The 21216-nt window shown below is 63.0% G+C and carries 20 protein-coding genes, 3 pseudogenes and 1 riboswitch; of the genes and pseudogenes, 17 read left to right on the top strand and 6 right to left on the bottom strand.

The genetic code is table 11. The features are described from left to right. Positions 1–14: 14 nt before the first annotated feature. Positions 15–1070: a glycosyltransferase family 1 protein gene (locus JQ609_RS27110; RefSeq protein WP_212275969.1), complete on the bottom strand. Its 1056-nt coding sequence runs from the start codon at positions 1068–1070 to the stop codon at positions 15–17. Between the two features lie 135 nt (positions 1071–1205). On the opposite strand from JQ609_RS27110, the gene JQ609_RS27105 reads away from it, so the two are divergent. From JQ609_RS27105 to JQ609_RS27080, 6 genes and pseudogenes are all read left to right on the top strand, one after another. After that, complete coding sequence (locus tag JQ609_RS27105) at positions 1206–2606, top strand: TAXI family TRAP transporter solute-binding subunit (RefSeq protein WP_212275967.1); 1401 nt, start codon at positions 1206–1208, stop codon at positions 2604–2606. A 227-nt stretch (positions 2607–2833) separates the two neighbouring features. Then, on the top strand, positions 2834–3517 hold the full coding sequence (locus tag JQ609_RS27100; RefSeq protein ID WP_212275965.1) for a L,D-transpeptidase: 684 nt from the start codon (positions 2834–2836) through the stop codon (positions 3515–3517). A 335-nt stretch (positions 3518–3852) separates the two neighbouring features. After that, a pseudogene (locus tag JQ609_RS27095) lies at positions 3853–4722 on the top strand (Bug family tripartite tricarboxylate transporter substrate binding protein). A 334-nt stretch (positions 4723–5056) separates the two neighbouring features. Continuing rightward, complete coding sequence (locus tag JQ609_RS27090) at positions 5057–5422, top strand: GYD domain-containing protein (RefSeq protein WP_249128469.1); 366 nt, start codon at positions 5057–5059, stop codon at positions 5420–5422. Positions 5423–5841: 419 nt separating this feature from the next. Next, the gene (locus JQ609_RS27085; RefSeq protein WP_212275963.1) at positions 5842–7479 is read left to right on the top strand and encodes an amidohydrolase family protein; all 1638 of its coding nucleotides are present in this window, start codon (positions 5842–5844) and stop codon (positions 7477–7479) included. 215 nt (positions 7480–7694) lie between these two features. Continuing rightward, positions 7695–9263 carry a DUF4403 family protein gene (locus JQ609_RS27080; protein ID WP_212275962.1) on the top strand — a complete coding sequence of 523 codons (1569 nt, stop codon included), beginning with the start codon at positions 7695–7697 and terminating at the stop codon, positions 9261–9263. 164 nt (positions 9264–9427) lie between these two features. Here JQ609_RS27080 and JQ609_RS27075 read toward each other — a convergent pair whose 3' ends face one another. The 3 genes from JQ609_RS27075 to JQ609_RS27065 form a co-directional block, all read right to left on the bottom strand. Continuing rightward, positions 9428–9640: a dodecin family protein gene (locus JQ609_RS27075; protein ID WP_212211674.1), complete on the bottom strand. Its 213-nt coding sequence runs from the start codon at positions 9638–9640 to the stop codon at positions 9428–9430. A gap of 287 nt (positions 9641–9927) precedes the next feature. Continuing rightward, positions 9928–10485 carry a PRC-barrel domain-containing protein gene (locus tag JQ609_RS27070; protein ID WP_212211681.1) on the bottom strand — a complete coding sequence of 186 codons (558 nt, stop codon included), beginning with the start codon at positions 10483–10485 and terminating at the stop codon, positions 9928–9930. A 148-nt stretch (positions 10486–10633) separates the two neighbouring features. After that, positions 10634–11011 carry a PRC-barrel domain-containing protein gene (locus JQ609_RS27065; protein WP_212033827.1) on the bottom strand — a complete coding sequence of 126 codons (378 nt, stop codon included), beginning with the start codon at positions 11009–11011 and terminating at the stop codon, positions 10634–10636. A gap of 387 nt (positions 11012–11398) precedes the next feature. Between JQ609_RS27065 and JQ609_RS27060 the strand changes: the two are divergent. Then, a pseudogene (locus JQ609_RS27060) lies at positions 11399–12167 on the top strand (ATP-binding protein); the annotation flags it as partial. An 18-nt stretch (positions 12168–12185) separates the two neighbouring features. Here the strand turns inward: JQ609_RS27060 and JQ609_RS35835 are convergent. Continuing rightward, the gene (locus tag JQ609_RS35835) at positions 12186–12617 is read right to left on the bottom strand and encodes a hypothetical protein (RefSeq protein WP_312014899.1); all 432 of its coding nucleotides are present in this window, start codon (positions 12615–12617) and stop codon (positions 12186–12188) included. A 22-nt stretch (positions 12618–12639) separates the two neighbouring features. Here JQ609_RS35835 and JQ609_RS35300 point away from each other — a divergent pair. The 7 genes and pseudogenes from JQ609_RS35300 to JQ609_RS27020 form a co-directional block, all read left to right on the top strand. Beyond that, a pseudogene (locus JQ609_RS35300) lies at positions 12640–13062 on the top strand (transglycosylase SLT domain-containing protein); the annotation flags it as partial. 278 nt (positions 13063–13340) lie between these two features. Next, positions 13341–13479, top strand: a riboswitch (TPP riboswitch). Next, positions 13467–14480: an FAD-dependent oxidoreductase gene (locus JQ609_RS27045; protein WP_212275960.1), complete on the top strand. Its 1014-nt coding sequence runs from the start codon at positions 13467–13469 to the stop codon at positions 14478–14480. (Overlaps the previous riboswitch by 13 nt.) Next, positions 14471–14668 (top strand): sulfur carrier protein ThiS, encoded by a 198-nt coding sequence (gene thiS, locus JQ609_RS27040; protein ID WP_212275958.1) that lies wholly within the window; start codon positions 14471–14473, stop codon positions 14666–14668. Before JQ609_RS27045 ends, thiS begins: the two co-directional genes overlap by 10 nt. Before the next feature lie 148 nt (positions 14669–14816). Beyond that, positions 14817–15599 carry a thiazole synthase gene (locus JQ609_RS27035; protein WP_212275956.1) on the top strand — a complete coding sequence of 261 codons (783 nt, stop codon included), beginning with the start codon at positions 14817–14819 and terminating at the stop codon, positions 15597–15599. After that, positions 15586–16194 carry a thiamine phosphate synthase gene (locus tag JQ609_RS27030; RefSeq protein WP_212211693.1) on the top strand — a complete coding sequence of 203 codons (609 nt, stop codon included), beginning with the start codon at positions 15586–15588 and terminating at the stop codon, positions 16192–16194. Before JQ609_RS27035 ends, JQ609_RS27030 begins: the two co-directional genes overlap by 14 nt. Before the next feature lie 138 nt (positions 16195–16332). After that, a complete protein-coding gene (gene thiC / locus JQ609_RS27025; protein WP_212275954.1) occupies positions 16333–18249 on the top strand; it encodes a phosphomethylpyrimidine synthase ThiC in 1917 nt (638 codons plus the stop codon). 25 nt (positions 18250–18274) lie between these two features. After that, positions 18275–18673 (top strand): hypothetical protein, encoded by a 399-nt coding sequence (locus JQ609_RS27020; RefSeq protein ID WP_212275952.1) that lies wholly within the window; start codon positions 18275–18277, stop codon positions 18671–18673. A 146-nt stretch (positions 18674–18819) separates the two neighbouring features. On the opposite strand, the gene JQ609_RS27015 is transcribed toward JQ609_RS27020, so the two are convergent. Beyond that, on the bottom strand, positions 18820–19044 hold the full coding sequence (locus JQ609_RS27015) for a DUF6429 family protein (protein WP_212211699.1): 225 nt from the start codon (positions 19042–19044) through the stop codon (positions 18820–18822). A 101-nt stretch (positions 19045–19145) separates the two neighbouring features. Here JQ609_RS27015 and JQ609_RS27010 point away from each other — a divergent pair, with 101 nt between their 5' ends. From JQ609_RS27010 to JQ609_RS27000, 3 genes are all read left to right on the top strand, one after another. Continuing rightward, a complete protein-coding gene (locus tag JQ609_RS27010; RefSeq protein WP_249128468.1) occupies positions 19146–19577 on the top strand; it encodes a hypothetical protein in 432 nt (143 codons plus the stop codon). Continuing rightward, complete coding sequence (locus JQ609_RS27005; RefSeq protein WP_212211701.1) at positions 19574–19858, top strand: type II toxin-antitoxin system RelE/ParE family toxin; 285 nt, start codon at positions 19574–19576, stop codon at positions 19856–19858. The genes JQ609_RS27010 and JQ609_RS27005 overlap by 4 nt, the downstream gene beginning before the upstream one ends. 141 nt (positions 19859–19999) lie before the next feature. Beyond that, positions 20000–20287: a helix-turn-helix domain-containing protein gene (locus JQ609_RS27000; protein WP_212275951.1), complete on the top strand. Its 288-nt coding sequence runs from the start codon at positions 20000–20002 to the stop codon at positions 20285–20287. Positions 20288–21216: the final 929 nt, after the last annotated feature.

The following is a 21216-nucleotide window of genomic DNA, read 5'->3' as shown; positions in this document are numbered from 1 at the left end:
AGAAGTAGATTGAACTAACCCTGTACGGCGCTGGTGCCGGGGATGCGGCGCGCCGGCAGCGTGGCGCGGCTGGGCTGCAGCGCGGCCAGATTGCCGATGAATTGCCGGGCGCTGTTTTCCCAGGAGCGCCCGAGCGCAAAGTTCCGGCACGCCTCGCGCGACATCGTCAGCGCGCGCAGACAGGCGCTGCGCAGATTCCAGTCCAGCGCTCCGATCGGATGATCGGCGATGACGTCCAAAGGCCCGGTGACCGGAAACGCCGCAACCGGCGTGCCACAGGCCAGCGCTTCCAGCTGCACCACGCCGAACGTGTCGGTGAGGCTCGGAAACACAAAGACATCGGCGGCGGCGAGATGCGACCTGAGATCCTCGCCCTTCTTCTCGCCGAGGAAGACGACGTGCGGATATTTCTGCGCGAGCTGCGCCCGCTGCGGCCCGTCGCCGACCACGACTTTCGTTCCCGGCAGGTCGAGCGAGAGAAACGCCTCGAGATTCTTTTCGACCGCAACGCGGCCCATCGTCATGAAGATCGGCCGCGGCAGGTCGATCGTGGCCGGGCTTTCAGGCGAGAACAGATCGGTGTCGACGCCGCGGGTCCAGAAACCAAGCTTGCGAAAACCGCGCTCGCTCAGCTCCTGCCGCAATGAGGCGGTCGCGACCATCGTGGTCGACGCCGCCGCATGAAAATGCCGCAACAAGGCGTAGCCGACGCTGGCCGGGATCATGGTGCGGACCGCGACATATTCCGGGAAGCGCGTGGTGTAGGACGTGGTGAACGCGAGCTTGTGACGGCGGCAATAGCCGCGCACCGCCCAACCGATCGGGCCTTCGGTCGCGATATGTATAGCCTCCGGCGCCGCCGCCTCGATCCGGCGCGCGATCTCGCGGCGGTTCGGCAGCGCGATGCGCAAGCCGGGATAGGTGGGGACGCCGACGGACGGAAATCCGTCCGGGGTCAGGAAGCTGATCTCGGCGTCAAGCTTGGACGCACTGCGCGCCAGCGAGGTTAACGTCCGGACCACACCATTCACCTGCGGATGCCAGGCGTCGGTTGCTATCAATACCCGCATGTCGGGACCCCGGGGTTATCCATGATTCTCACTTCCCGACGTTGGTTCATGGATATTTCAAGCGTATGACGTCATCGATCTGTAAGGATGTTTTTCCCGTCGTCCCGGCGCTTTTTCGTGTAACGTGACAGTACGATGTCAAACCCGAATGCAAATTCCGCTCCCTCCCGCCCGCGCCGGAAGCGAAAGAACAACTCGCTGCTGGTGCTCGCCGCCGGAATTTTCATTTTCGGCGCCGCCGCCGCCACGCTTTATTATCTGTTGCAGCCGGTCACCTTGCGGATCGCGGTTGGCCCTCCCGGCAGCGACGATCAGAAACTGATCCAGCTGATGGCGCAGACCTTCGCGCGCGACCACGGCGCCGTTCGGTTGTCGCTCGTTTCGACCCCGGGCGCGGTCGAGAGCATCGCGCTGTTCAACACCGGCAAGGCCGACCTTGCGGTAGCGCGCGGCGATCTGAACCTGCCGGCCAACGCCGAGTCGGTTGCCATCCTGCGCAAGAACGTCGTCGTGCTGTGGGCGCCGTCAGGCATCGCGCCGAAGGGCTCGAAGAAAACGCCGGTGGCCAAGATCAAGAGCCTCGAGGAGCTCGCCGGACATCGCGTCGGCGTGGTCGGACGAACCGAGGCCAACGTCAAGCTGCTGCGCACGATCCTGACCGAGGCCGGCATCAAGGCCGACAAGGTGACGATCACCCAGTTCGGCGTCAATCAGCTCGCGGAGATGGCACGCGACCAGAGCGTCGACGCGTACATGACGGTCGGCCCGCTCAACAGCAAGATCACCGTCGACGCGATCAACGCCACCGTAGCGGTCCGCGGCGAACCGAAATTTCTCCCGATCGAGGTGTCGGAAGCGATTTCGAAGAAGCACCCGGTCTATGAAGCCGAAGAAATTCCCGGCAGCATCTTCGCTTCATCGCCGGCGCGCCCCGAAGACAAGATCGATACCGTCAGCGTCAACCATTTGATCATCGCGCCGAAGTTGCTGTCCGACACCGCGGTCGGCGCGCTCGCCCGCCAGATCTTCACCCACCGCCAGCAGCTCGCGCGCGAATTGCCGATCGCAAGCCAGATCGAGAAGCCGGACACCGACAAGGACGCCGCCTTGCCCGCGCACACCGGCGCCGCCGCCTATATCGACGGCAACGAGCGGACGTTCCTCGAACGAAACAGCGACTACCTCTGGTTCGCGGTCATGGTGCTCTCAGGCATCGGCTCGGCATGGGCCTGGCTGCAGCACTACTGGAAGCGGGACGAACGCGAGCAATATTCCGAGCATCGCGACAATCTGCTCGACCTGATTTCGAAGGCGCGCACCGCCGAAACGCCGGAAGAATTGTTCGAGATGCAGGGCACGGCGGATGCGCTGTTGCGCGAGGCGCTCGACTGTCATGAGGACGGTGCGATCGAGGACGGGGAATTAGCCGCCATCGGGCTGGCGCTCGAACAATTCCACCATGCGGTGACCGACCGCCGCGCCACGATCGGCACGGCCGAGCCCGACATGCAGCGGCTGCGGGCGCTGCAGAGCTAAGCAAGAACGGCAGCCTTTTCTCTATTTTTTTAATGCTTTGCGCACGAACCGCGCCCCCGCTGCCGTCCCCAAGCCCTGCGACGAAGCCGTCCTGAAACAATTCCCTAACGCGACGAAACCATTTTGGCGGCATTGTGCAAATGTCCTGAAACGGTTGGCCTGTACTGGTTTGCCTCAACGACGCGCTGGAACTGGCGCGACAGGGCGCAAACTGAAGGGGACGACCGATGTTCAATTCATTCAAACTGAATACCCGCCTCGCCGCCGCCACTTTCGGCGCCATCGCGATCGGCGCGACCGCATTTTCCGCACCCGCCGCCGCAGCCCCGCTGCCGCTGTTTCCCTTCTTCATGGCGCCCCCGGTCGAAGCCGCTCCGCCGCCGGTCGCGGTTGCTCCCTCGCAGGACGAAGAGCGCTTCGAGCTGCCCGCCCGCCTGCGCCGCCAGGTCGTGAACTACAACACCCGCGAAGCTCCGGGCACCATCATCATCGACACCCCCAACACCTATCTCTATCTGGTGATGGGCAACGGCCAGGCGATGCGCTACGGCATCGGCATCGGCCGCGACGGCTTCACCTGGTCCGGCACGCAGACGATCACCAAGAAGGCGGAATGGCCGGCCTGGACCCCGCCCCCGGAAATGATCGCCCGCCAGCCCTACCTGCCGCGCCACATGACCGGTGGCCCGGGTAACCCGCTCGGCGCCCGCGCGATGTATCTCGGCGGCACCATCTATCGCATCCACGGCACCAATGCTCCCGAGACGATCGGCACCCGCGTTTCCTCAGGTTGCCTGCGCCTCACCAATGAAGACGTCAGCGACCTCTATTCGCGCGTCAGCGTCGGCACCAAGGTGATCGTGCTGCCGATGACGGATCGCCGCGCCGACCTCGGTCGCGCCATCCGCTAAAACTCAAACTTCGAAATCCAAAACGGCTCCGGCATTCGCCGGGGCCGTTTTTGCGTTGCGCAGTTCGCTGCTGCCGGCACCATTCCCCAAAACATCTTCGCGCACGGCCGAAGTGCGTTATGTTGCTTAGAACTCGGCAATCAAGAGCAACGACGCCGTCGGCCGGCACAATGTGCTCGGCGGTCAAAAAGGCGGAACAACGCCGCCGTCGATTGCAGGGAGGATTCATGAAGCTTCAGCGCCGTCGATTTTTGAATCTGGCAGCGGGTGCTGCCGCGTTCCCGGCCGCTTCGCGGATAGCGCGGGCGCAGACCTAGCCGTCGCGGCCGGTTCGGATCATCGCCGGGTTCGCTGCCGGCGGCATCGTTGACATCCTGGCGCGCATCATTGGCCAGGCCTTGTCGGAGCGCCTCGGGCAACAATTCATCGTTGAGAACCGTCTGGGCGCCGGCAGCAACATCGCCACCGAAGCGGTGGTTCGCGCGTCACCCGATGGCCACACGCTGCTCCTGATCAGCGTCGGGAATGCAATCAGCCCGGCGCTTTACGGCAATCTCAGTTTCAATTTCATCCGCGACATCTCGCCGGTCGCGGCCATCATGCGTGTTCCGAATGTCATGGAGGTAACTCCATCACTCCCGGTCGAGACCGTTCCTGAGCTTATTGCCTATGCCAAGGCCAATCCCGGCAGCATCAGCTACGGCTCGGCCGGCATCGGAACCTCCGTCCATGTCTGCGCCGAGTTGTTCAAGCAAATGACCGGCGTCGACATGGTGCATGTGCCGTATCGCGGCATGCCGGGCGTGCTGACCGACCTGCTGAGTGGCCGAATACAGGTCGCCTTCGATAACGTCTCCAATTCGATCGAACACATCAGGGCTGGCCGACTGCGGGCATTGGCGGTCACAACCGCAACACGCTGACATGGCTTGCCTGACATCCCGACGGTAGGCGACAGCGTGCTGGGCTTCGAGGCGAGTGCGTTTTTCGGCGTTGGCGCCCCGAAGGACACGCCAGCCGAAATTGTTGGCCTGCTCAACAAGGAAATCAACGCGATCCTCGCAAGCCCTGTGGCAAGGGCGCGGCTTACCGATCTCGGCGGCACGATGCTTTCAGGCTCGTCTGCCGACTTCGGCACGTTCATCGCCGATGAAACCGAGAAGTGGGGCAAGGTGATCCGCACGGCAAACATCAAGGCGGAATGACTCAGTCGGCACTTCGCCGGCGATTCCATAAGCCCCATATGGCTTCAGCGCGTTGGCGATTTTCACCGCGTGCTTCTTCCTGCGCCGGACCGATCCTTTGACGCTAGAGGGATCGTCGGCTTCGCTTTAGGATTAAGCCGAACGGTCTCGGCCCAAGCGCTCTTCCGCATGACGCGCGATTGATGTAGGTTAACCGGCAGCCGCAAGCGGGCAGTGCCGAAGGCCCGTTGGAGTGCTAGCGGTATTTTTGCCCACGGCGGGCTTGCAATGTTCATCTCACGTTTTGGGGGGCCGATCCGTTTTCAATGGAGCCGGCAGGGAGGCGTGCGCCTCGTTGATCAAACACACCCAACAGGAGGACATCATGCATTTTTGTATGACGGCACAATATACGCCTCAAGCTCTCAACAAGATCTTGGAAAATCCCAAGACCAATCGCCAGGAAGCGGCGAAAAAGCTGATCGAAGCAGCTGGTGGCAAATTGCTTTCGATATACAGCACCGCGGCCGATGGACCCGGCGTTCTGGTAATCTTCGATGTACCTGACCCCAATGCAGCACCGGCCATTTCGGGCACGGTGGTGGCATCCGGAGCCATCCACAATGTAACCCTGACTCGGTTGTGGACGCAGGATGAAATCATGCTGGTTCGCCAGAAGGCGGTCCAGCTTCGTGGCTCATACACACCGCCCGGCGGCTAGTCCGAAAGGTGGAGTGAGCCCAACGGGCGTGCGCAAAGCGCGGCCCGTTGGGCGCCGCTCGTAACTCTATCCTGCGCCCGACGAACTATCGTCGTCCGCGATCGATGTGCGGGGATTTTGGTGCAGATGATCGCGCGGAGTCTTCGCGGAGCCTTGGCTGACCCTTGGCGAAAGCCGGACGCCAGCGAGCCGCCACCCAATCCAGCCTCACGGACAGGATCAACCTCAGCATTGCTGAGGCCTTCGTCAACGACGGCTCGCTGACTTCGAGTGAATCTACACACCCGTCGCCACCAGCGCAAATCCTCGTGCTAGGTCCGGCCTGTCCAATGTGAATTTTGCATTGGATCGGTCAGATCGCGCCAACTAGTATCCCGCCGGACATCACGAACAATTCCCAAGACTTGGCGGCAACGACGATGACGCTCCTCGCCGCGCTGTTCCAGGACGCCGTCCGCCTGCGGAGATTGCCAATGAAATGCACGCCTGCCCTGCTTGCCGCCGTGTGCGCCGGATTCATCGCGAACGCCGGCGCAGCCGTCGCACAGACTGCCGATCTCGCCATCCGGGGTGGCACCATCTACACCGGTGGCGACGAAGCCCCGCTTGTCGGCGACATCGCGGTCACCGCGGACAAGATCGTCTATGTCGGCCCTTCCGCCGGCGCACCTGCCGCAACAGCGAACATCGCCGGGCAGGGCATGATCGTGGCGCCCGGATTCATTGACGTTCATACCCACCCGGAGAGCTTCATCCGCTCGCCCGATGCGGCCAAGCGCCTGAACGCGCCGTGGCAGATGCAGGGTGTCTCGACCATCTTCATCGGCGTCGACGGCAGGGGCGATCCGGCGGTGGCCGCCGATCACGCCCGGCTGGAAGCGGAGAAGATCGGCACCAACATCGCCAGCTATGTCGGATTCGGCGCGGTGCGCGAGGCGGTGCTCGGCCATAATGCCCGCGCGCCCACCCCACCGGAACTGGAGCGCATGAAGGAACTCGTCGCCAAGGGCATGTGCGAGGGGGCGATCGGGCTTTCCGCCGGGCTGTTCTACGCCCCGCAGAGTTTCGCCAAGACTGACGAGGTGGTGGCCCTGGCCAGGGAGGCCGCCCGGCGCGGCGGCATCTATGACACCCATCAGCGCGACGAGAGCTCCTACTCCATCGGCCTGATGAACTCGGCCAGGGAGGTTCTGCAGATCGGCCGCGAAGCCGAGATCCCAGTCCACTTCGCGCATCTGAAAGCGCTCGGCGTCGATCTGCAGGGACAGGTGCCGGATGTGATCCGGTTGATCGAGGCGGCGAGAGCGACCGGCCAGCGGGTGACGGCCGACCAGTATCCATGGCTGGCGTCGAGCACCAGCCTCGACGCTGCGCTCGTGCCGCGCTGGGCGGTCGACGGTGGCTATCCGGCCATGATCCAGCGCTTCGATGATCCGGCGGCGATGGTCAGGATACGCGTTGAGATGATCGAGAACCTGCGACGCCGCGGCGGCGCCGAATCTATCCTGCTGACCAGCGTTGAGCGGCCATGGACTGGCAAGCGGCTTTCGGAGATGGCGGAAACATGGAAGGTCGAACCGGTCGACGCCGCGGTGCGGATTCTCCGCGCCAATGTCAAGGACTCGATCGCCTCGTTCAACATGATCGACAGCGACGTCGACCTCGTCATGAAGCAGCCGTGGGTGGTCACCGGTTCTGACGGCACCGATGGCCATCCCCGCCAATATGCGACCTTTCCACAAAAATATGCGGTTTATGTCCAGGAGAGGCACGTCATCGACCTGAAGACGTTTATCCGCCAGTCCACCGGCCTGTCGGCCGACATTTTCAAGCTCGACCGGCGCGGTTATTTGAGGCCCGGCTATTTTGCCGACGTCGTGGTGTTCGACCCTGCTCGCTACGCCCCCAGGGCGGACTATGTGCGCCCTCGCGAACTGAGCGTCGGCGTGCAGACACTATTGGTCAATGGGGCGGCCTCCGTTCTGGACGGCAAACTGACCGCCGTAGCTGCCGGCCGCGCGCTCAAGCACACGCCGCCAGCTGGAACCTGCCCTTGAGAACCGACGGTGCCGCGGGCTGGCCGAACAGCAACGGGCTCGCCAGGCGCCGGCGTTAACGCATCCGACGACCGGCCTGATCCCGCTCTGGCGCCGCCCGCCCCGTCCCTGTAAAATTCCCGCCGGAGCCGGTCGGGCTCCAGCCTTGTTTTTGACGCGTTTTCTTCGCGCGAAGCGGTCCGAAAATGCCAGGGCTCAATCGGTCCGGGGGGACGATGCGTCTGCCGATGCATTCCAAAACGATCCTGATCGGGGCCGCGGTGATCGCGGTTTCGTTTCTGATCAGCCTGAAAGCTATGGATTGGCTGGCGCCGCGCGGCACGGTCAAGCCGCCGGCGCTTGTCGAATTGCCGCCACTCGCTCCCGCCCCGCGCAGCTCCACCGTGATGGCGCCGATCGCAGTCGCGTTGACGGCGATCCGCGACGCCGCCGATCGGGCTTCGCCGCGCGCCTTCAACGGCAAGGCCGAAAATCCCATCTCGCAGATCCTGCAGAACGCCGATATCGGCTGGACCGCCTCGCGCGGACCGATCGCCGCGACCGGCGCGCAGGACGCGCTGACGCTGACGACGCCGCTGACCGGGATGCTCAACGTCACCGGTTCGCTGTCGGCAAAGGCAACGGGGGCGGTCGGCGACGCGCTCGGCGGCCTGCTCGGCGGCAACGTCGCCAAACAGATCGGCAGCGTGAACATCAAGAACCTCAACGCGTCAGCCGAGATCAAGGGCAATGTCGTCATCACCGCGCGGCCGAAGATCGCCGCCGCCTGGCGCATCGAGCCCAATCTCGCCGCCCAGGTGAATCTGGGCGACACCAGCGTGACGATGGCCGGTGCCCGCATCAACGTGCCGGCCCAGGTCAAGCCGCTGATCGACAAGACGGTCGCCGATCAGATCAATCTGGTGCAGGCGCGGATGCGTAACGATCCCGCGTTTGAAAACAACGCGAAGGTGCAATGGGCCAAGGCCTGCCGCTCGATCCCGCTGCAGGGCACCGGCGCCAGCTCATCGCTGCCGGCGCTGTGGCTTGAGCTGCGGCCGACACGGGCCATCGCAGCCCAACCGCGCGTCGACGCACAGGCGCTGATACTGACGCTCGGCATCGAGGCGGAGACCCGCATCACCCCGGTCGAGACCAAGCCCAGTTGCCCGTTTCCTGCCACCATCTCGATCGTGCCGCCGACGCCGGGCCGGGTCGCAATCGGCGTCCCCGTCGACATGCCCTTCACCGACATCAACAAGATCATCGAGGCGCAGTTCGCCGGAAAGACCTTTCCCGAGGACGGCTCGGGTTCAGTCGACGTCACCGTGAAGCGCGCCACGGTGGCGGCATCCGGCAATCGCCTGCTGATTTCGCTGTTGGTGAACGCCAAGGAGAAGAAGAGCTTCTTCGGCTTCGGCGGCGAGGCCAATGTGCATATCTGGGGCAAGCCGGTGCTCGATCAGGCACAGCAGACCCTGCGGCTGACCGATGTCGAGCTCGCGGTCGAGTCGGAAGCGGCGTTCGGCCTGCTCGGTGCCGCCGCGCGCGCGGCGATGCCACATCTGCAGAAGGCGCTGGCGGACAAGGCCACCGTCGACCTCAAGCCCTTCGCCAGCAATGCGCAGAAAAAGATCGCCGCCGTGATCGCGGACTTCCAGAAGAACGAGGACGGCATTCGCGTCTCTGCCGAGATCACCAAGCTGCGGCTGGCCGACATCGCCTTCGATTCGAAAACGCTGCGCGTGATCGCGGAAGCCGAAGGCGCCATCAATGTGTTTGTGACCGCGCTGCCGGGATTGTGAGCGCCGTCGATATTAGAAGTCGTCATGCCCGGGCTTGTCCCGGGCATCCACGTCTAGACTTCCGTCAAGCAAGAAAGACGTGGATGGCCGGGCATAGGCTAGCGGAAGCGACGCCGTCCTTCGGACGGCTATGCCCGGCCATGACGGTGGTGGGTACGCGTATATCACCCTTCAAATTTGAACGAGACTTTCACCTTGGCGCGGTAGGCTTCGACCTTGCCTTTGGCGTCCAGTTGCAGATCGAGCTGCACGATTTCGGCGACGCGAAGATCGCGCAAGGATTTTCCGGCCCTCGCCACAGCCGCGGACGCGGCCTTTTCCCAGGAGTCCTTGCTGGTACCGATCAGCTCAATCACCTTGTAGACGCTCTCAGCCATGTCGTCCTCCCGTTGATGTTACAGGCAGGACTTAAAGGTGCTCCTGCCGCGCCTCAGCCTAACATCGGGATTTGAGGCCTGATAGGATGCGGTGCAGCATTCTGTCGTCATTGCGAGCCAACGGGTCGCGCGAATGCGCGCCCGATGACAGGCTCCGCGAAGCAATCCATGCCGCGGCGCAAAGAAGGAATGGATTGCTTCGTGGAGCGCGCAATGACGAAAAACAAAAACGCGCCCGCTGACCGGGCGCGTTTCCGTTAGTTTAGTCGAGACTTAAAGTCGCGAGCTTAGTTGGTCGAGTACTTGAACTCGCTCATCGCCTTCAGCTCATCCTTGGTCGCGCTGAGCACGGCGTGATCCGGATACCAGGGATTCGACTTAGCCGCAGGCGCCGTGGCCGCACCCGTGGTCGTGGTCGATCCCGGCCGTGCGCCGCCGCTGGCGGGCGCGTTTGCGGCGCCGGTATAGGCGACGGGCTCCATGACGAACTTGACCTTGTCGAGCGGCACCGCAACCAGATGCTCGCCGACGCCGAGGAAGCCGCCAACGCCGATCACCACGGCCTTGATGTCACCGCTCTTGTCGGTGAGCAGGTCGTTGATCGAGCCGAGGCTTTCATTCTTGTCGTTGTACACGTTCAAGCCGACCATCTTCGAGGCGCGCCAGGTGCCCTGGAACGACGAAGACATGTCAGACGCCGTCGCAGGCGCTGGCGCCTTGCTTGTTTCAGCGGCAGGCGCTGGGGCCTTGCTCGGTTCAGCGGGAGTCGTCGGTGCCTGTGCGAACGCGACCGATGCAAGCAACGCAGAACCGGCCAGGCCGGCGATGGTATATTTAGCTAACATATCGGTTCTCCTCAGTTTCGAAATCGATGCCGAGAAAACCCGCCACCTGAGCAAGTGTTCCAATGTTTCGAGAATGGAACACAGGCGCGACTTGATATTTTGCCCGTTTCCTTAACGCGAACCGCTCCCCGCTTCGCTTGAAAACGCTCTAGAATCCGCCCCAGTAAGGCGGCATGCCGTAGTAGCGATGCAGTTCCGCTTCCTGTGCGCGATCGCCCCAATCGAAATCCTTGTCGGCGCGGAACGACGGCGCACGCTTCAACTCTTCATCGTCGATGTCGAGTTCGTAGGCTTCGAATTTGGTATTGTAGCTCAGCCGGCCCCAGGGCAACGGAAGCAGGTTGGTGCCCATGCCGAGGAACCCGCCGAAGCTCAACACGGCGTAAGATACTTTGCCGGAGATCTTGTCGATCATCAGCCGTTCGATATGGCCGATCATGTCGCCGTTCGGTCGTCGCACCGCGGTGCCTTCGACACGATCGCTCGCGATCAACTGATGCGGCTTGGTCATGACGTCGATTGCCATCGGACCCTCCACACATGAATCAAGAGTCTAACGCTCCAGCCGGTGGCCAGTTCCCGCACCGCAAAATGAGACAGCCTCCCTTCCCTTTCGGAAAAAGATGGCTACATCGCTCGCTGCGCAGAAAAGACGTCAGCTCCGGTAGTCGATCAGCAACGCCGAGAACGACGCACCGGTGCTCGATGTGCCCGAACTGCCGGTCGCGCTGTAGCTCGTGGATGACGACGCCGACAGTGATTCCTGCAGTGTCTGCAAAAACTGCTTGAGGATTTCGTCGAGCGAAGTGGTGCTCGAAGAAGTGTCGTCACTCGATGACGCACCGTCCGCGGGCGGCGGACCGCCGGGGGCGGACCACCGGCGCCGCCGGGGCCACCCGGTACGCCAGGACCCGCAAAGGCCGCCGAAAGCTTCAGCCTCAACGGCGCGGCGGCGCCGCTGCCCGAGCGTGGGCCGGAGGAAATCCGCTCGGTCGCACGGGCGCTGAACCGGATGCGCGCGCATCACCGGCCTGATCGACGACCGCACCAAAATGCTCGCCGCCATCAGCCACGATCTGCGTACGCCGATCACACGAATGCGGCTGCGCTCCGAATTCATCGAGGACGAAACCCATCGCAGCCGCATGCTCGACGATCTCGACCAGATGCGCGTGATGCTGGAATCGGTGCTGTCGTTCCTGCGCAACGACCGCAGGCTTGAATCGATGACGCTGGCCGACGTCGCCAGCACGCTGCAGCTGATCACCGATCAATTCGGCGACATGGGTCGCAAGGTCGCTTACGACGGCCCCGCGCATGCGATGGCGACGGTGCGGCCGGACGATCTGCACCGCAGCGTCACCAACCTCGTGGAAAATGCCGTGCGGTTCGGCGCCGAGGCCGTCATCCGTCTTCGCGTGTCTGATGACCGGATCACCATCGACGTCGAAGACGACGGCCCCGGCATTTCGGACGCGCACAAGCAGAACGTGCTGGAGCCGTTCGTGCGCGGCGACGACGCCCGCAACATGGATGAAGCCGCGGGCTTCGGCCTCGGCCTTTCCATCGCCAACGCCATCGTGCTCGCCCATGGCGGCACGCTCTCACTGCACGACCGGCAACCACGTGGGCTGGTGGTGCGGATACAATTGCCGGTTCACCAGCAGAGCGTTGCTGCGTAGATCGGGTTTTGTTGTTACTCAGGCCGCCAGTGAATCCGGATGCGATTCCTCGTAGATCGCGACCGCCTCGAACTGATAGTCGCAGACGCGGCAATACCACAGGAAGGACGTACGGCCCGCGTTGCTTTCGATCCAGTCGGGTCTCGAGATCGGCGTTCCGCATTGGGCACAGGGATTCTCACGGGGCAAATAGCTGGAATCCAGTCGAGCCATGGCGCATCTCCCCTCGCTGATATTTTTGTTTTGTATTTGAAATAGACAGGTCTGCTGTCGAAACTGAACAAGCTGTCGCGAGGTTTTAAACCTTCCTCGAATCATTTGCACGACATTCATGCTCGGACGAATCGCCGCAATCCTGTTCGAACCAATCGCCGCAATGGCGTCGAATTTTTCCTCTATTGCCCGTCGATCCACCACAATAATCGTGTTACGCAAATCGTTAACGCGCAAGTTGCGCTCCCGAGATTTTTTTATGAAAGCTTTGCTGAACTTGGCCGCGTTCTCCGTCGTGGCAACTTTTTTGGTTGCGCCACCAGCTGCAGCGCAACAGCGCGCGCAATATGAAAGCCTGGTCGCCGCCCATGCCCGCGCCAACAATGTGCCGGAAGCGCTGGTGCACCGCGTGATCGTTCGCGAAAGCAGATATCATCCGGATCTGGTCGGACGCGGCGGCACGATCGGGCTGATGCAGATCAAGCTTCCGACCGCGCGCGGCCTTGGCTACGCCGGCGACGCGGCGGGCCTGCGCGATCCCGACACCAATCTCACCTATGGCGTGAAATATCTCGCCGGCGCCTGGCGCGCCGCCAACAGCGATCATGCCCGCGCCATGCGTTTATACGCCAGCGGCTATTATTACGTTGCAAAGCGCCAGCGGCTGGAACGGCTGAACCAGCCGGGACCGGTGCTGGCGAGCGCCCCGCCAAGGGACATCACGCCGGCCAGGGACGCCCCGGTGGAGGCGAAGGAAGCAGCTATTGAGCCGAAAGAAGCTTTGAAACCGGCCGAGGTGGTCGAAAAGCCGAAAGCAGCAGCGACGCTCGTCCCGATCCCGAAGAAGCGTCCGAAGAAACTCGCCGAGGCGAAGCCGCAGGTTCCGCAACCGCCAGACGCCTTATCAGGTGCAAACGCCGCCAAGCCGCGTTGACACGCCCCCACATCGGCTTACATTAGACCTGTTCCGAGGGGGGCTCCGACGAGGAGCTGAGATACCGCAAGCTTGGACCTGCCAAATGGCACGGTTTGGGACCGCGGTGACCCTTTGAACCTGATCCGGGTCATGCCGGCGAAGGGACAGGGATGTTTCAGGGTTTCAAGCCGCGGGGGGATTCCCCTGTATCTATTATCGGCGCCGGCATTGCCGGCGCATGGCAGGCGTTGCTGTTCGCAGAGGCCGGCCACGCCGTCACTCTGTACGAGCGCAGTGACGCCGCGATGACGCTGTCCACCAGCCATTGGGCCGGCGGCATGCTCGCGCCCTGGTGCGAAGCCGAGGCGTCGGAACCGGTGATCGGCCGGCTCGGCATCCGCTCGCTCGACCTCTGGCGCAAGCATTTTCCCAAAACTCCGTTCAACGGATCGCTGGTCGTGGCGCATCCGCGCGACCGTGCCGATTTCGAACGTTTTGCCAAGCTCACGTCAGGCCATGTCAGGCTGGACGCGCTAGCCTTGCGCGAACTCGAACCGTCGCTGGAGGGCCGTTTTCGCGACGGGCTGTTTTACGCCGATGAGGGTCATGTCGAGCCGCGGCGCGTGCTGCCGGAACTGCACGCGCGCATCGCCGCGGCCGGCGGCCAGATCAAGTTTGACCATGACGCCAGCGCGGACGATCTCGACGGCATCGTGATCGATTGCCGTGGCCTGGCCGCGCGCGACACGCAGCCGGAGCTGCGCGGCGTCAAGGGCGAGATGATCATCGTCGAGACGTCGGAAGTGGAACTGGCGCGCCCGGTCCGGCTGATCCATCCGCGCTGGCCGCTCTATGTGATCCCGCGCGGCGACGGCAGGTTCATGCTGGGCGCGACCTCGATCGAGGCCGAGGACACCGGCGTCAGCGTGCGCTCGGCACTGGAATTGCTCGGCGCTGCCTATGCGGTGCATCCGGCTTTCGCCGAAGCCCGCATCGTCGAATTCGGCTCAGGGCTGCGCCCGGCCTATCCCGACAATCTGCCGCGGATCGCAATCAACAACGACAAGATCGCCGTCAACGGGCTCTATCGCCACGGCTTTCTGCTGGCCCCCGCGCTGGCCGAGCTGACGCTCGCTTATCTGCAGCGCGGCGTGATCGACAATGAGGTGATGCAATGCGTGTGACCATCAACGGCGAGGCGCGCGAGATCACCGCCTCGCGCATCGACGCGCTGCTCAGCGAGCTCGAATACGAAGGCACGCATTTCGCGATCGCGCTGAATTACGACGTGCTGCCGAAAAGCCGCTGGGCCGAGACGATGCTGAAAGCCGGCGACGACATCGAGATCATCACGCCACGGCAGGGAGGGTGAGGATGGTGGTTCGTCAAACTCCGCTGTCATCGCCCGGCTTGACCGGGCGACCCAGTACGCCGCGGCTTCTCGATTCAACACCACGGCCTCTGGAATACTGGATCCCCGCCTTCGCGGGGATGACAGCCTGTATGCTGGGATACCGACCATGCTGAACTTCTACGGCAAAACCTTCACCTCACGCCTGCTGATCGGCAGCGCGCTGTATCCCTCGCCGGCGATCATGCAAGGCGCGATCCGCGCCTCCGGCGCCAGTATCGTCACCGTGTCGCTGCGGCGCGAATCCGCCGGCGGCAAGACCGGGGATGCGTTCTGGTCGCTGATCCGCGAGCTCGACGTGTCGGTGCTGCCGAACACCGCCGGCTGCCGCAGCGTCAAGGAAGCGGTGACCACGGCCAAGCTGGCGCGCGAATTGTTCGGCACGCCCTGGATCAAGCTGGAAGTGATCGCCGACAACGACACGCTGCAGCCCGACGTGGTTGGCCTCGTCGAGGCCGCCGGCATCCTGATCAAGGACGGCTTTGAAGTATTTCCCTACTGCACCGAAGACCTCGGGGTTGCGATGCGATTGGTCGACGCCGGCTGCAAGGTCGTGATGCCATGGGCCGCGCCGATTGGAAGTGCAAAAGGCATCACCAACCGCGACGCCCTAAAACTGCTGCGCGACCGGCTGCCTGACATCACGCTGGTGGTGGATGCCGGCCTCGGCGCGCCGTCGCACGCCGCCCACGCCCTCGAGCTCGGCTACGACGCGGTGCTGCTCAACACCGCAATCGCAAAAGCCGCCGATCCCGTCGCGATGGCGAATGCGTTTCGCCTCGGCGTCGAGGCTGGACGTACCGCTTACGAGGCCGGGCTGATGGAAGCCCGCGATTTCGCCTCCCCTTCAACCCCTGTCATCGGGACACCGTTCTGGCATGCCGTATCCTGATAAATTCTATCCTGTCGTCGACAGCGTCAAATGGGTGGCCCGGCTGACCGCGCTTGGCGTCGGCACCATCCAGCTGCGCGCCAAGGACCTGAACGACTCCGAGGCGCTGCAGATCGTCAGCGACGCGCTCGCGGTGACCAAGGGCACGTCCACAAAACTCGTGGTCAATGATTACTGGCGCGCGGCGATCGTCGCGGGCGCAGAGCATCTGCATCTCGGCCAGGAAGATCTTGCCGACGCCGATCTCGACGAAATCCGCAAGGCAAAGCTGACGCTCGGCATCTCCACCCACGACGACGAAGAACTGGCGACCGCGCTCCGCGCAGCGCCGGATTACATCGCGCTCGGGCCGATCTTCCCGACCACGCTGAAATCGATGCGCTTCGCGCCGCAGGGCATTCCGAAAATCACCGAATGGAAAAAGCGCATCGGCGACATCCCGCTGGTCGCAATCGGCGGCATCAAGTTCGAGCAATCAGCCGAGATCTTTGCGGCCGGCGCCGACTCGATCGCGGTGGTCTCAGACGTCACCCAGAACACCGACCCCGACGCGCGGGTGCGGCAATGGCTCGGCCAGGATGCGAAGGCCGCGTGATGAATTCACTAAACCATCGACGTCATTGCGAGGAGCGCAGCGACGAAGCAATCCATCTCTCCGCTTGCCGCACCATGGATTGCTTCGCTGCGCTCGCAATGACGAAAAACACCAATCAGAAATTCAACGGAGGATAACATGAACATCCGCTCCAACCCCGACACCACCCTGCCCGCCGTCACCACCGGTCCCCTTCCCGCCTCGCGAAAAATCTGGGTCACCCCCGATGAAGCCGCCGATGTCCGCGTTCCCCTGCGCGAGATCATTTTGAGCGAAGGCGCAGGCGAGCCGAACCTGCCGGTCTACGACACCTCCGGTCCCTACACCGATCCCGATGTCACCATCGACGTCAATGCCGGCCTCAAGCGCGCGCGCATCGAGTGGGTGAAGGAGCGCGGCGGCGTTGAGGAGTATGAAGGCCGCGACATCAAGCCGGAAGACAATGGCAATGTCGGCGCCTCGCATGCCGCAAAGGCCTTCACCGCGCACCACAAGCCGCTGCGCGGGCTTGACGGCCACATGATCACGCAGCTCGAATTCGCCCGCGCCGGCATCATCACCAAGGAGATGATCTACGTCGCGACCCGCGAAAACCTCGGCCGCAAGGTGCAGCTCGAGCGCGCGGAAGCCGCCATCGCCGACGGCGAAAGCTTTGGCGCCGCGGTGCCGGCGTTCGTGACGCCGGAATTCGTCCGCAGCGAGATCGCGCGCGGCCGCGCCATCATCCCCTGCAACATCAACCATGCCGAACTCGAGCCGATGATCATCGGCCGCAACTTTCTGACCAAGATCAACGCCAATATCGGCAACTCCGCGGTGACCTCGTCGGTCGAGGAGGAAGTCGACAAGATGGTGTGGGCGATCCGCTGGGGCGCCGACACCGTGATGGACCTCTCGACGGGCCGCAACATCCACACCACGCGGGAATGGATTCTGCGCAATGCGCCGATCCCGATCGGCACCGTTCCCATTTATCAGGCGCTGGAGAAGTGCGACGGCGATCCCGTCAAGCTGACCTGGGAGCTCTACAAGGACACGCTGATCGAGCAGTGCGAACAGGGCGTCGACTATTTCACGATCCACGCCGGCGTGCGCCTGCCCTACATCCATCTCACCGCCAACCGCGTCACCGGCATCGTCAGCAGAGGCGGTTCGATCATGGCGAAGTGGTGTCTCGCGCATCACAAGGAAAGTTTCCTCTACACCCATTTCGAAGAGATCTGCGATCTCATGCGCAAGTATGACGTCTCGTTCTCGCTCGGCGATGGCCTGCGTCCCGGCTCGATCGCCGACGCCAACGACCGCGCGCAGTTTGCCGAACTGGAGACGCTCGGCGAGCTGACGCAGATCGCCTGGAAGAAGGGCTGCCAGGTCATGATCGAAGGCCCCGGCCACGTGCCGCTGCACAAGATCAAGATCAACATGGACAAGCAGCTCAAGGAATGCGGCGAGGCGCCGTTCTACACGCTTGGGCCGCTGACGACCGACATCGCGCCGGGTTATGACCACATCACCTCAGGCATCGGCGCCGCCATGATCGGCTGGTTCGGCTGCGCGATGCTCTGCTACGTGACGCCGAAGGAGCATCTCGGCCTGCCCAACCGCGACGACGTCAAGGTCGGCGTCATCACCTACAAGATCGCCGCGCACGCCAGCGATCTCGGCAAGGGCCACCCGGCAGCCCAGCTGCGCGACGACGCGCTCTCCCGCGCCCGCTTCGACTTCCGCTGGGAGGACCAGTTCAACCTCGGCCTCGACCCCGAAACCGCCCGCGCCTATCACGACGAAACGCTGCCCAAGGAAGCCCACAAGGTCGCCCATTTCTGCTCGATGTGCGGCCCAAAGTTCTGCTCGATGAAAATTACGCAGGACGTCCGCGACTACGCCGCCACGCTGAACGACCCCGACAAGCGCGCGGTCGCCGGCAGCGTTGGCATGTCGATGTCAGGCGTGATCGAAGACGGGATGGCGACGATGAGCCAGAAGTTCAAGGATATGGGCGGACAGGTTTATCTGGACGCGGAGAAGGTGAAGGAGAGCAATCGGGTGTTGTGAGGTACGCGCACTCACCTGGACCGCAATGACGAACGATCTGACCGGCGTCTGGGACGGCACTTATATTCAGCCGTCCGTTGGAATGGTCACGTTTCTGACGACGCTCATCGATTCCGGTGGCGCGCTCGGAGGAAGCGTGACCGAACCTTGCATGACATCAGGCTGCCCGGTGAGCACTCACAACGCCTCGATCGCTGGTCAACGCTCCGGCACCATGGTGTCGTTCGTCAAGACGTACGAACCGCCGGGCTACGGCTATGACAAGGTCTTCTATGAAGGCGCGGTCAATGCCGACGCCACGGAGATCAGCGGCCGCTGGCGATTGCCGGGCGCCACGCTCTCGGGGACATTTTTGATGGTCCGCTCGACCAGGACGGCGGAAACGGTTGCAACCGAAGAACGGACCAAGGAGCCGGTGCGCTAGCGGACGCGGCTTGTAGGATGGGTTGAGCCCTTGCGAAACCCATCGGATGTCGCGATCGCTTCGATGGGTTTCGCTTCCACCTTTGCCGGGTTGAGCTTCGGCGGACGCGGTCGCTCGACCCATCCTACGAGCTGCAATCACCGCCCCTACCTCTTGAACATCTCCTCAAACAGCGCCTTGGCCCGCTCCAATCCTTCCTGCGTGAAGACCACCGACTTCACCTTCCCCACGGGATCGTGGATCATGCCCTTGTCGTGCAGACGGCCAAGCACGCCCCAATCCATCCCCTTCCAGGCCCTGTTGTCGTCGTGGAGCGTCAGATAGAGCAGCGCCAGCGCTGTGTCGTCGAGTTTGTCGGTGTCGAGGGCCATCGCGAACCTCCCTGCTGCTGGCCGGTTGCGGCTATCGTATTCGGGATCGCGCCGCGCGCAACCTGCAACCAGACTGGTCGCTCGTAGGATGGGTTGAGCCCTTGCGAAACCCATCCGATGTCGCGATTGCCTCGATGGGTTTCGCTTCCACCTTTGCCGGGTTGACCTTCAGCGGACGCGGTCGCGCTACCCATCCTACGAGCCGACATCTCGACAATCCGCCCCTCCGCTATTATCCTTCCTGCATGAACATCATCCGCCGCACCCTGGATATCGACGCTGACACTGACGCTCGCTTGCGCGAGATGGCGAGCGAGCGCGGGCAGGAAGTCGCGGCCGTGCTCGCGGAAGCGGTGGCGCTGCTCGATTCCGTGGTCGATATCGCAGGTCCCGACATCGCGGAGGACCGCCGGCGGCTCGATGCGTTCAACCGGACCCGCGCTGCCGTGCCGCTCGACGACGTGAAGGATTGGGTGGCAAGCTGGGGTTCGGCGGACGAGCTGCCTCGCCCCGCGCCGCGCAAGATCGGATGATCCTGCTTGCGCCCGACGCCGTTGAAGACGTCGAGCGATTGCGAAGCTTTCTCGACCAGAATAATCCCGGCGCCGCGCAACGCGCGCTGGCATCGATCTGGACCGCGATCAACCGACTGCAGGAATTTCCAGACCTCGGCATGGCGACCGGGGACGCCGACATCCGGCAGATCGTGGTCCGGTTTGGTGCGTCCGGCTACATCGTGCGCTATGCCGCTCTCCCCGAGACCAAGGACATCCTCATCACCCGGATATGGCACGGCCGCGAGGCACGGACCTGATTTCGCACGACCGCACGCGGACCTTCCCCGTTAGTATTTCGTTAACCATTTCCGCCCACCTTCCCCTCAGCGGCTTGGGGGCCGTTGATTCCTGATGCTTCTGCTCCGTGTTTGGGGGCTAGCGTTGATCGGGAGGTGTTGATGACCCAGGATTCTTTTGCCGGCGCGCCGGAGTTTTCGTCGCCGAATTCGCAAAGCCTTGTGCCCCAAGAAATTCCGCCCCACGACCTTGCGCCCCATGAAATTGTTCCGATGCTGATCGGCTCCACCGTCGAAGCGGTCGAGCGCGAGCTGGTGGTGCAGACGCTGGTTCGGTGCGACGGCAATCGCACCCGCGCCGCGCGCGTGCTCGGCCTTTCCGTGCGCACGCTGCGCAACAAGATCCGCCAGTACACCACCGACGGGCTTGACGTTCCCGGGCCGGAGTAGACGGAAAGTGTAGGGCGGATTGGAGCGAAGCGTAATCCGCCGCCTTCGGAGTCAACCAAGGCGGCGGATTTACGCCTTCGGCTCCAATCCGGCCTACCGAGTGCGTCGCCTCGCGCGCAAGAGCAATCTTGCGATCCGCGTGCTGTGAAAGAGCGTATCATCACCCTTGAGCCAAGTGCGTCGTCCCGCTGGCAAGTAAAATTTCCCGCTTGGACTGCGACAAATCAACCCGACGGGCAAATCAGTTCTGATTTACGGAAAACGTGTCAAGCCCCGAAATAAAAAATATTTCTGTTTACCAGAAGCAAAATCAGGTGCATATGTTTGCCCATCCCGTCCCACTCAGAGGGCGTCGGCCGTCGTCACGGACGTTGGGCGGGTTGCGGTGGACGCCGGTTTACGCCTCGACGACGGCGTGGAAAAGCGTACGGCAAAACTGTGTGGTCCTGGCACCCGTTGCAGGTGTCAAGCCGTCGGCTAAGCGCAAGCTGAACCGGTGGTGACGGAGTCAACCAAGAACTCGTCTCCGGGGAGATCACGGCATAAGCCGTAAAGCCATTGCGCAGGGAATGTCGGATGTTCTCCGCTGCCCTGTATGCTCATGTGCACTTTGTTTTGTGCTAACCGCACATGAGACCGCGGGTGCAGCGCGCATCCGGCATTCCCTGCGCCCTCTGTTTGAGAGGGTGGAAGTTCAAGAGCAAACCTCGGGCGCGATGCGTCGCGAGATCGCGAGGGTGTGTTCAGTGCACTGTGCAACAACAACTACGGACGTCGTCCCGGCCTTGGGACCCATACGCCGCGGCCCATCCGTGAGAACGCTGGCGTCAGATACCTTCTCCAACAATAACTGCCGCGGAGTGATGGTGTGGACGGCCCCCTACGGCATCAGTTGTGCCAGAATGAGGTTGTTGAGATCTCAGACAAGG

Origin of the sequence: Bradyrhizobium sp. AUGA SZCCT0169 (assembly GCF_018130085.1) — a bacterium.
GTDB lineage: Bacteria > Pseudomonadota > Alphaproteobacteria > Rhizobiales > Xanthobacteraceae > Bradyrhizobium.
The sequence above is the reverse complement of the archived record's forward strand: the minus strand, read 5'-3'. Positions and strand labels throughout refer to the sequence as shown.

What these genes read in the sequence shown, in the direction of transcription:
- JQ609_RS27045 (WP_212275960.1), top strand. Translation starts at nt 13,467, where the DNA reads ATGTTTCAGGGTTTCAAGCCGCGGGGGGATTCCCCTGTATCTATTATC.
- JQ609_RS27075 (WP_212211674.1), bottom strand. Translation starts at nt 9,640, where the DNA reads ATGGCTGAGAGCGTCTACAAGGTGATTGAGCTGATCGGTACCAGCAAG.
- JQ609_RS27080 (WP_212275962.1), top strand. Translation starts at nt 7,695, where the DNA reads ATGCGTCTGCCGATGCATTCCAAAACGATCCTGATCGGGGCCGCGGTG.
- JQ609_RS27070 (WP_212211681.1), bottom strand. Translation starts at nt 10,485, where the DNA reads ATGTTAGCTAAATATACCATCGCCGGCCTGGCCGGTTCTGCGTTGCTT.
- JQ609_RS27105 (WP_212275967.1), top strand. Translation starts at nt 1,206, where the DNA reads ATGTCAAACCCGAATGCAAATTCCGCTCCCTCCCGCCCGCGCCGGAAG.
- JQ609_RS27015 (WP_212211699.1), bottom strand. Translation starts at nt 19,044, where the DNA reads ATGGCCCTCGACACCGACAAACTCGACGACACAGCGCTGGCGCTGCTC.
- JQ609_RS27065 (WP_212033827.1), bottom strand. Translation starts at nt 11,011, where the DNA reads ATGGCAATCGACGTCATGACCAAGCCGCATCAGTTGATCGCGAGCGAT.
- JQ609_RS27020 (WP_212275952.1), top strand. Translation starts at nt 18,275, where the DNA reads ATGACGAACGATCTGACCGGCGTCTGGGACGGCACTTATATTCAGCCG.
- JQ609_RS27035 (WP_212275956.1), top strand. Translation starts at nt 14,817, where the DNA reads ATGCTGAACTTCTACGGCAAAACCTTCACCTCACGCCTGCTGATCGGC.
- thiC (WP_212275954.1), top strand. Translation starts at nt 16,333, where the DNA reads ATGAACATCCGCTCCAACCCCGACACCACCCTGCCCGCCGTCACCACC.
- JQ609_RS27030 (WP_212211693.1), top strand. Translation starts at nt 15,586, where the DNA reads ATGCCGTATCCTGATAAATTCTATCCTGTCGTCGACAGCGTCAAATGG.
- JQ609_RS27005 (WP_212211701.1), top strand. Translation starts at nt 19,574, where the DNA reads ATGATCCTGCTTGCGCCCGACGCCGTTGAAGACGTCGAGCGATTGCGA.
- JQ609_RS27100 (WP_212275965.1), top strand. Translation starts at nt 2,834, where the DNA reads ATGTTCAATTCATTCAAACTGAATACCCGCCTCGCCGCCGCCACTTTC.
- JQ609_RS27110 (WP_212275969.1), bottom strand. Translation starts at nt 1,070, where the DNA reads ATGCGGGTATTGATAGCAACCGACGCCTGGCATCCGCAGGTGAATGGT.
- thiS (WP_212275958.1), top strand. Translation starts at nt 14,471, where the DNA reads ATGCGTGTGACCATCAACGGCGAGGCGCGCGAGATCACCGCCTCGCGC.
- JQ609_RS27085 (WP_212275963.1), top strand. Translation starts at nt 5,842, where the DNA reads ATGACGCTCCTCGCCGCGCTGTTCCAGGACGCCGTCCGCCTGCGGAGA.
- JQ609_RS27000 (WP_212275951.1), top strand. Translation starts at nt 20,000, where the DNA reads ATGACCCAGGATTCTTTTGCCGGCGCGCCGGAGTTTTCGTCGCCGAAT.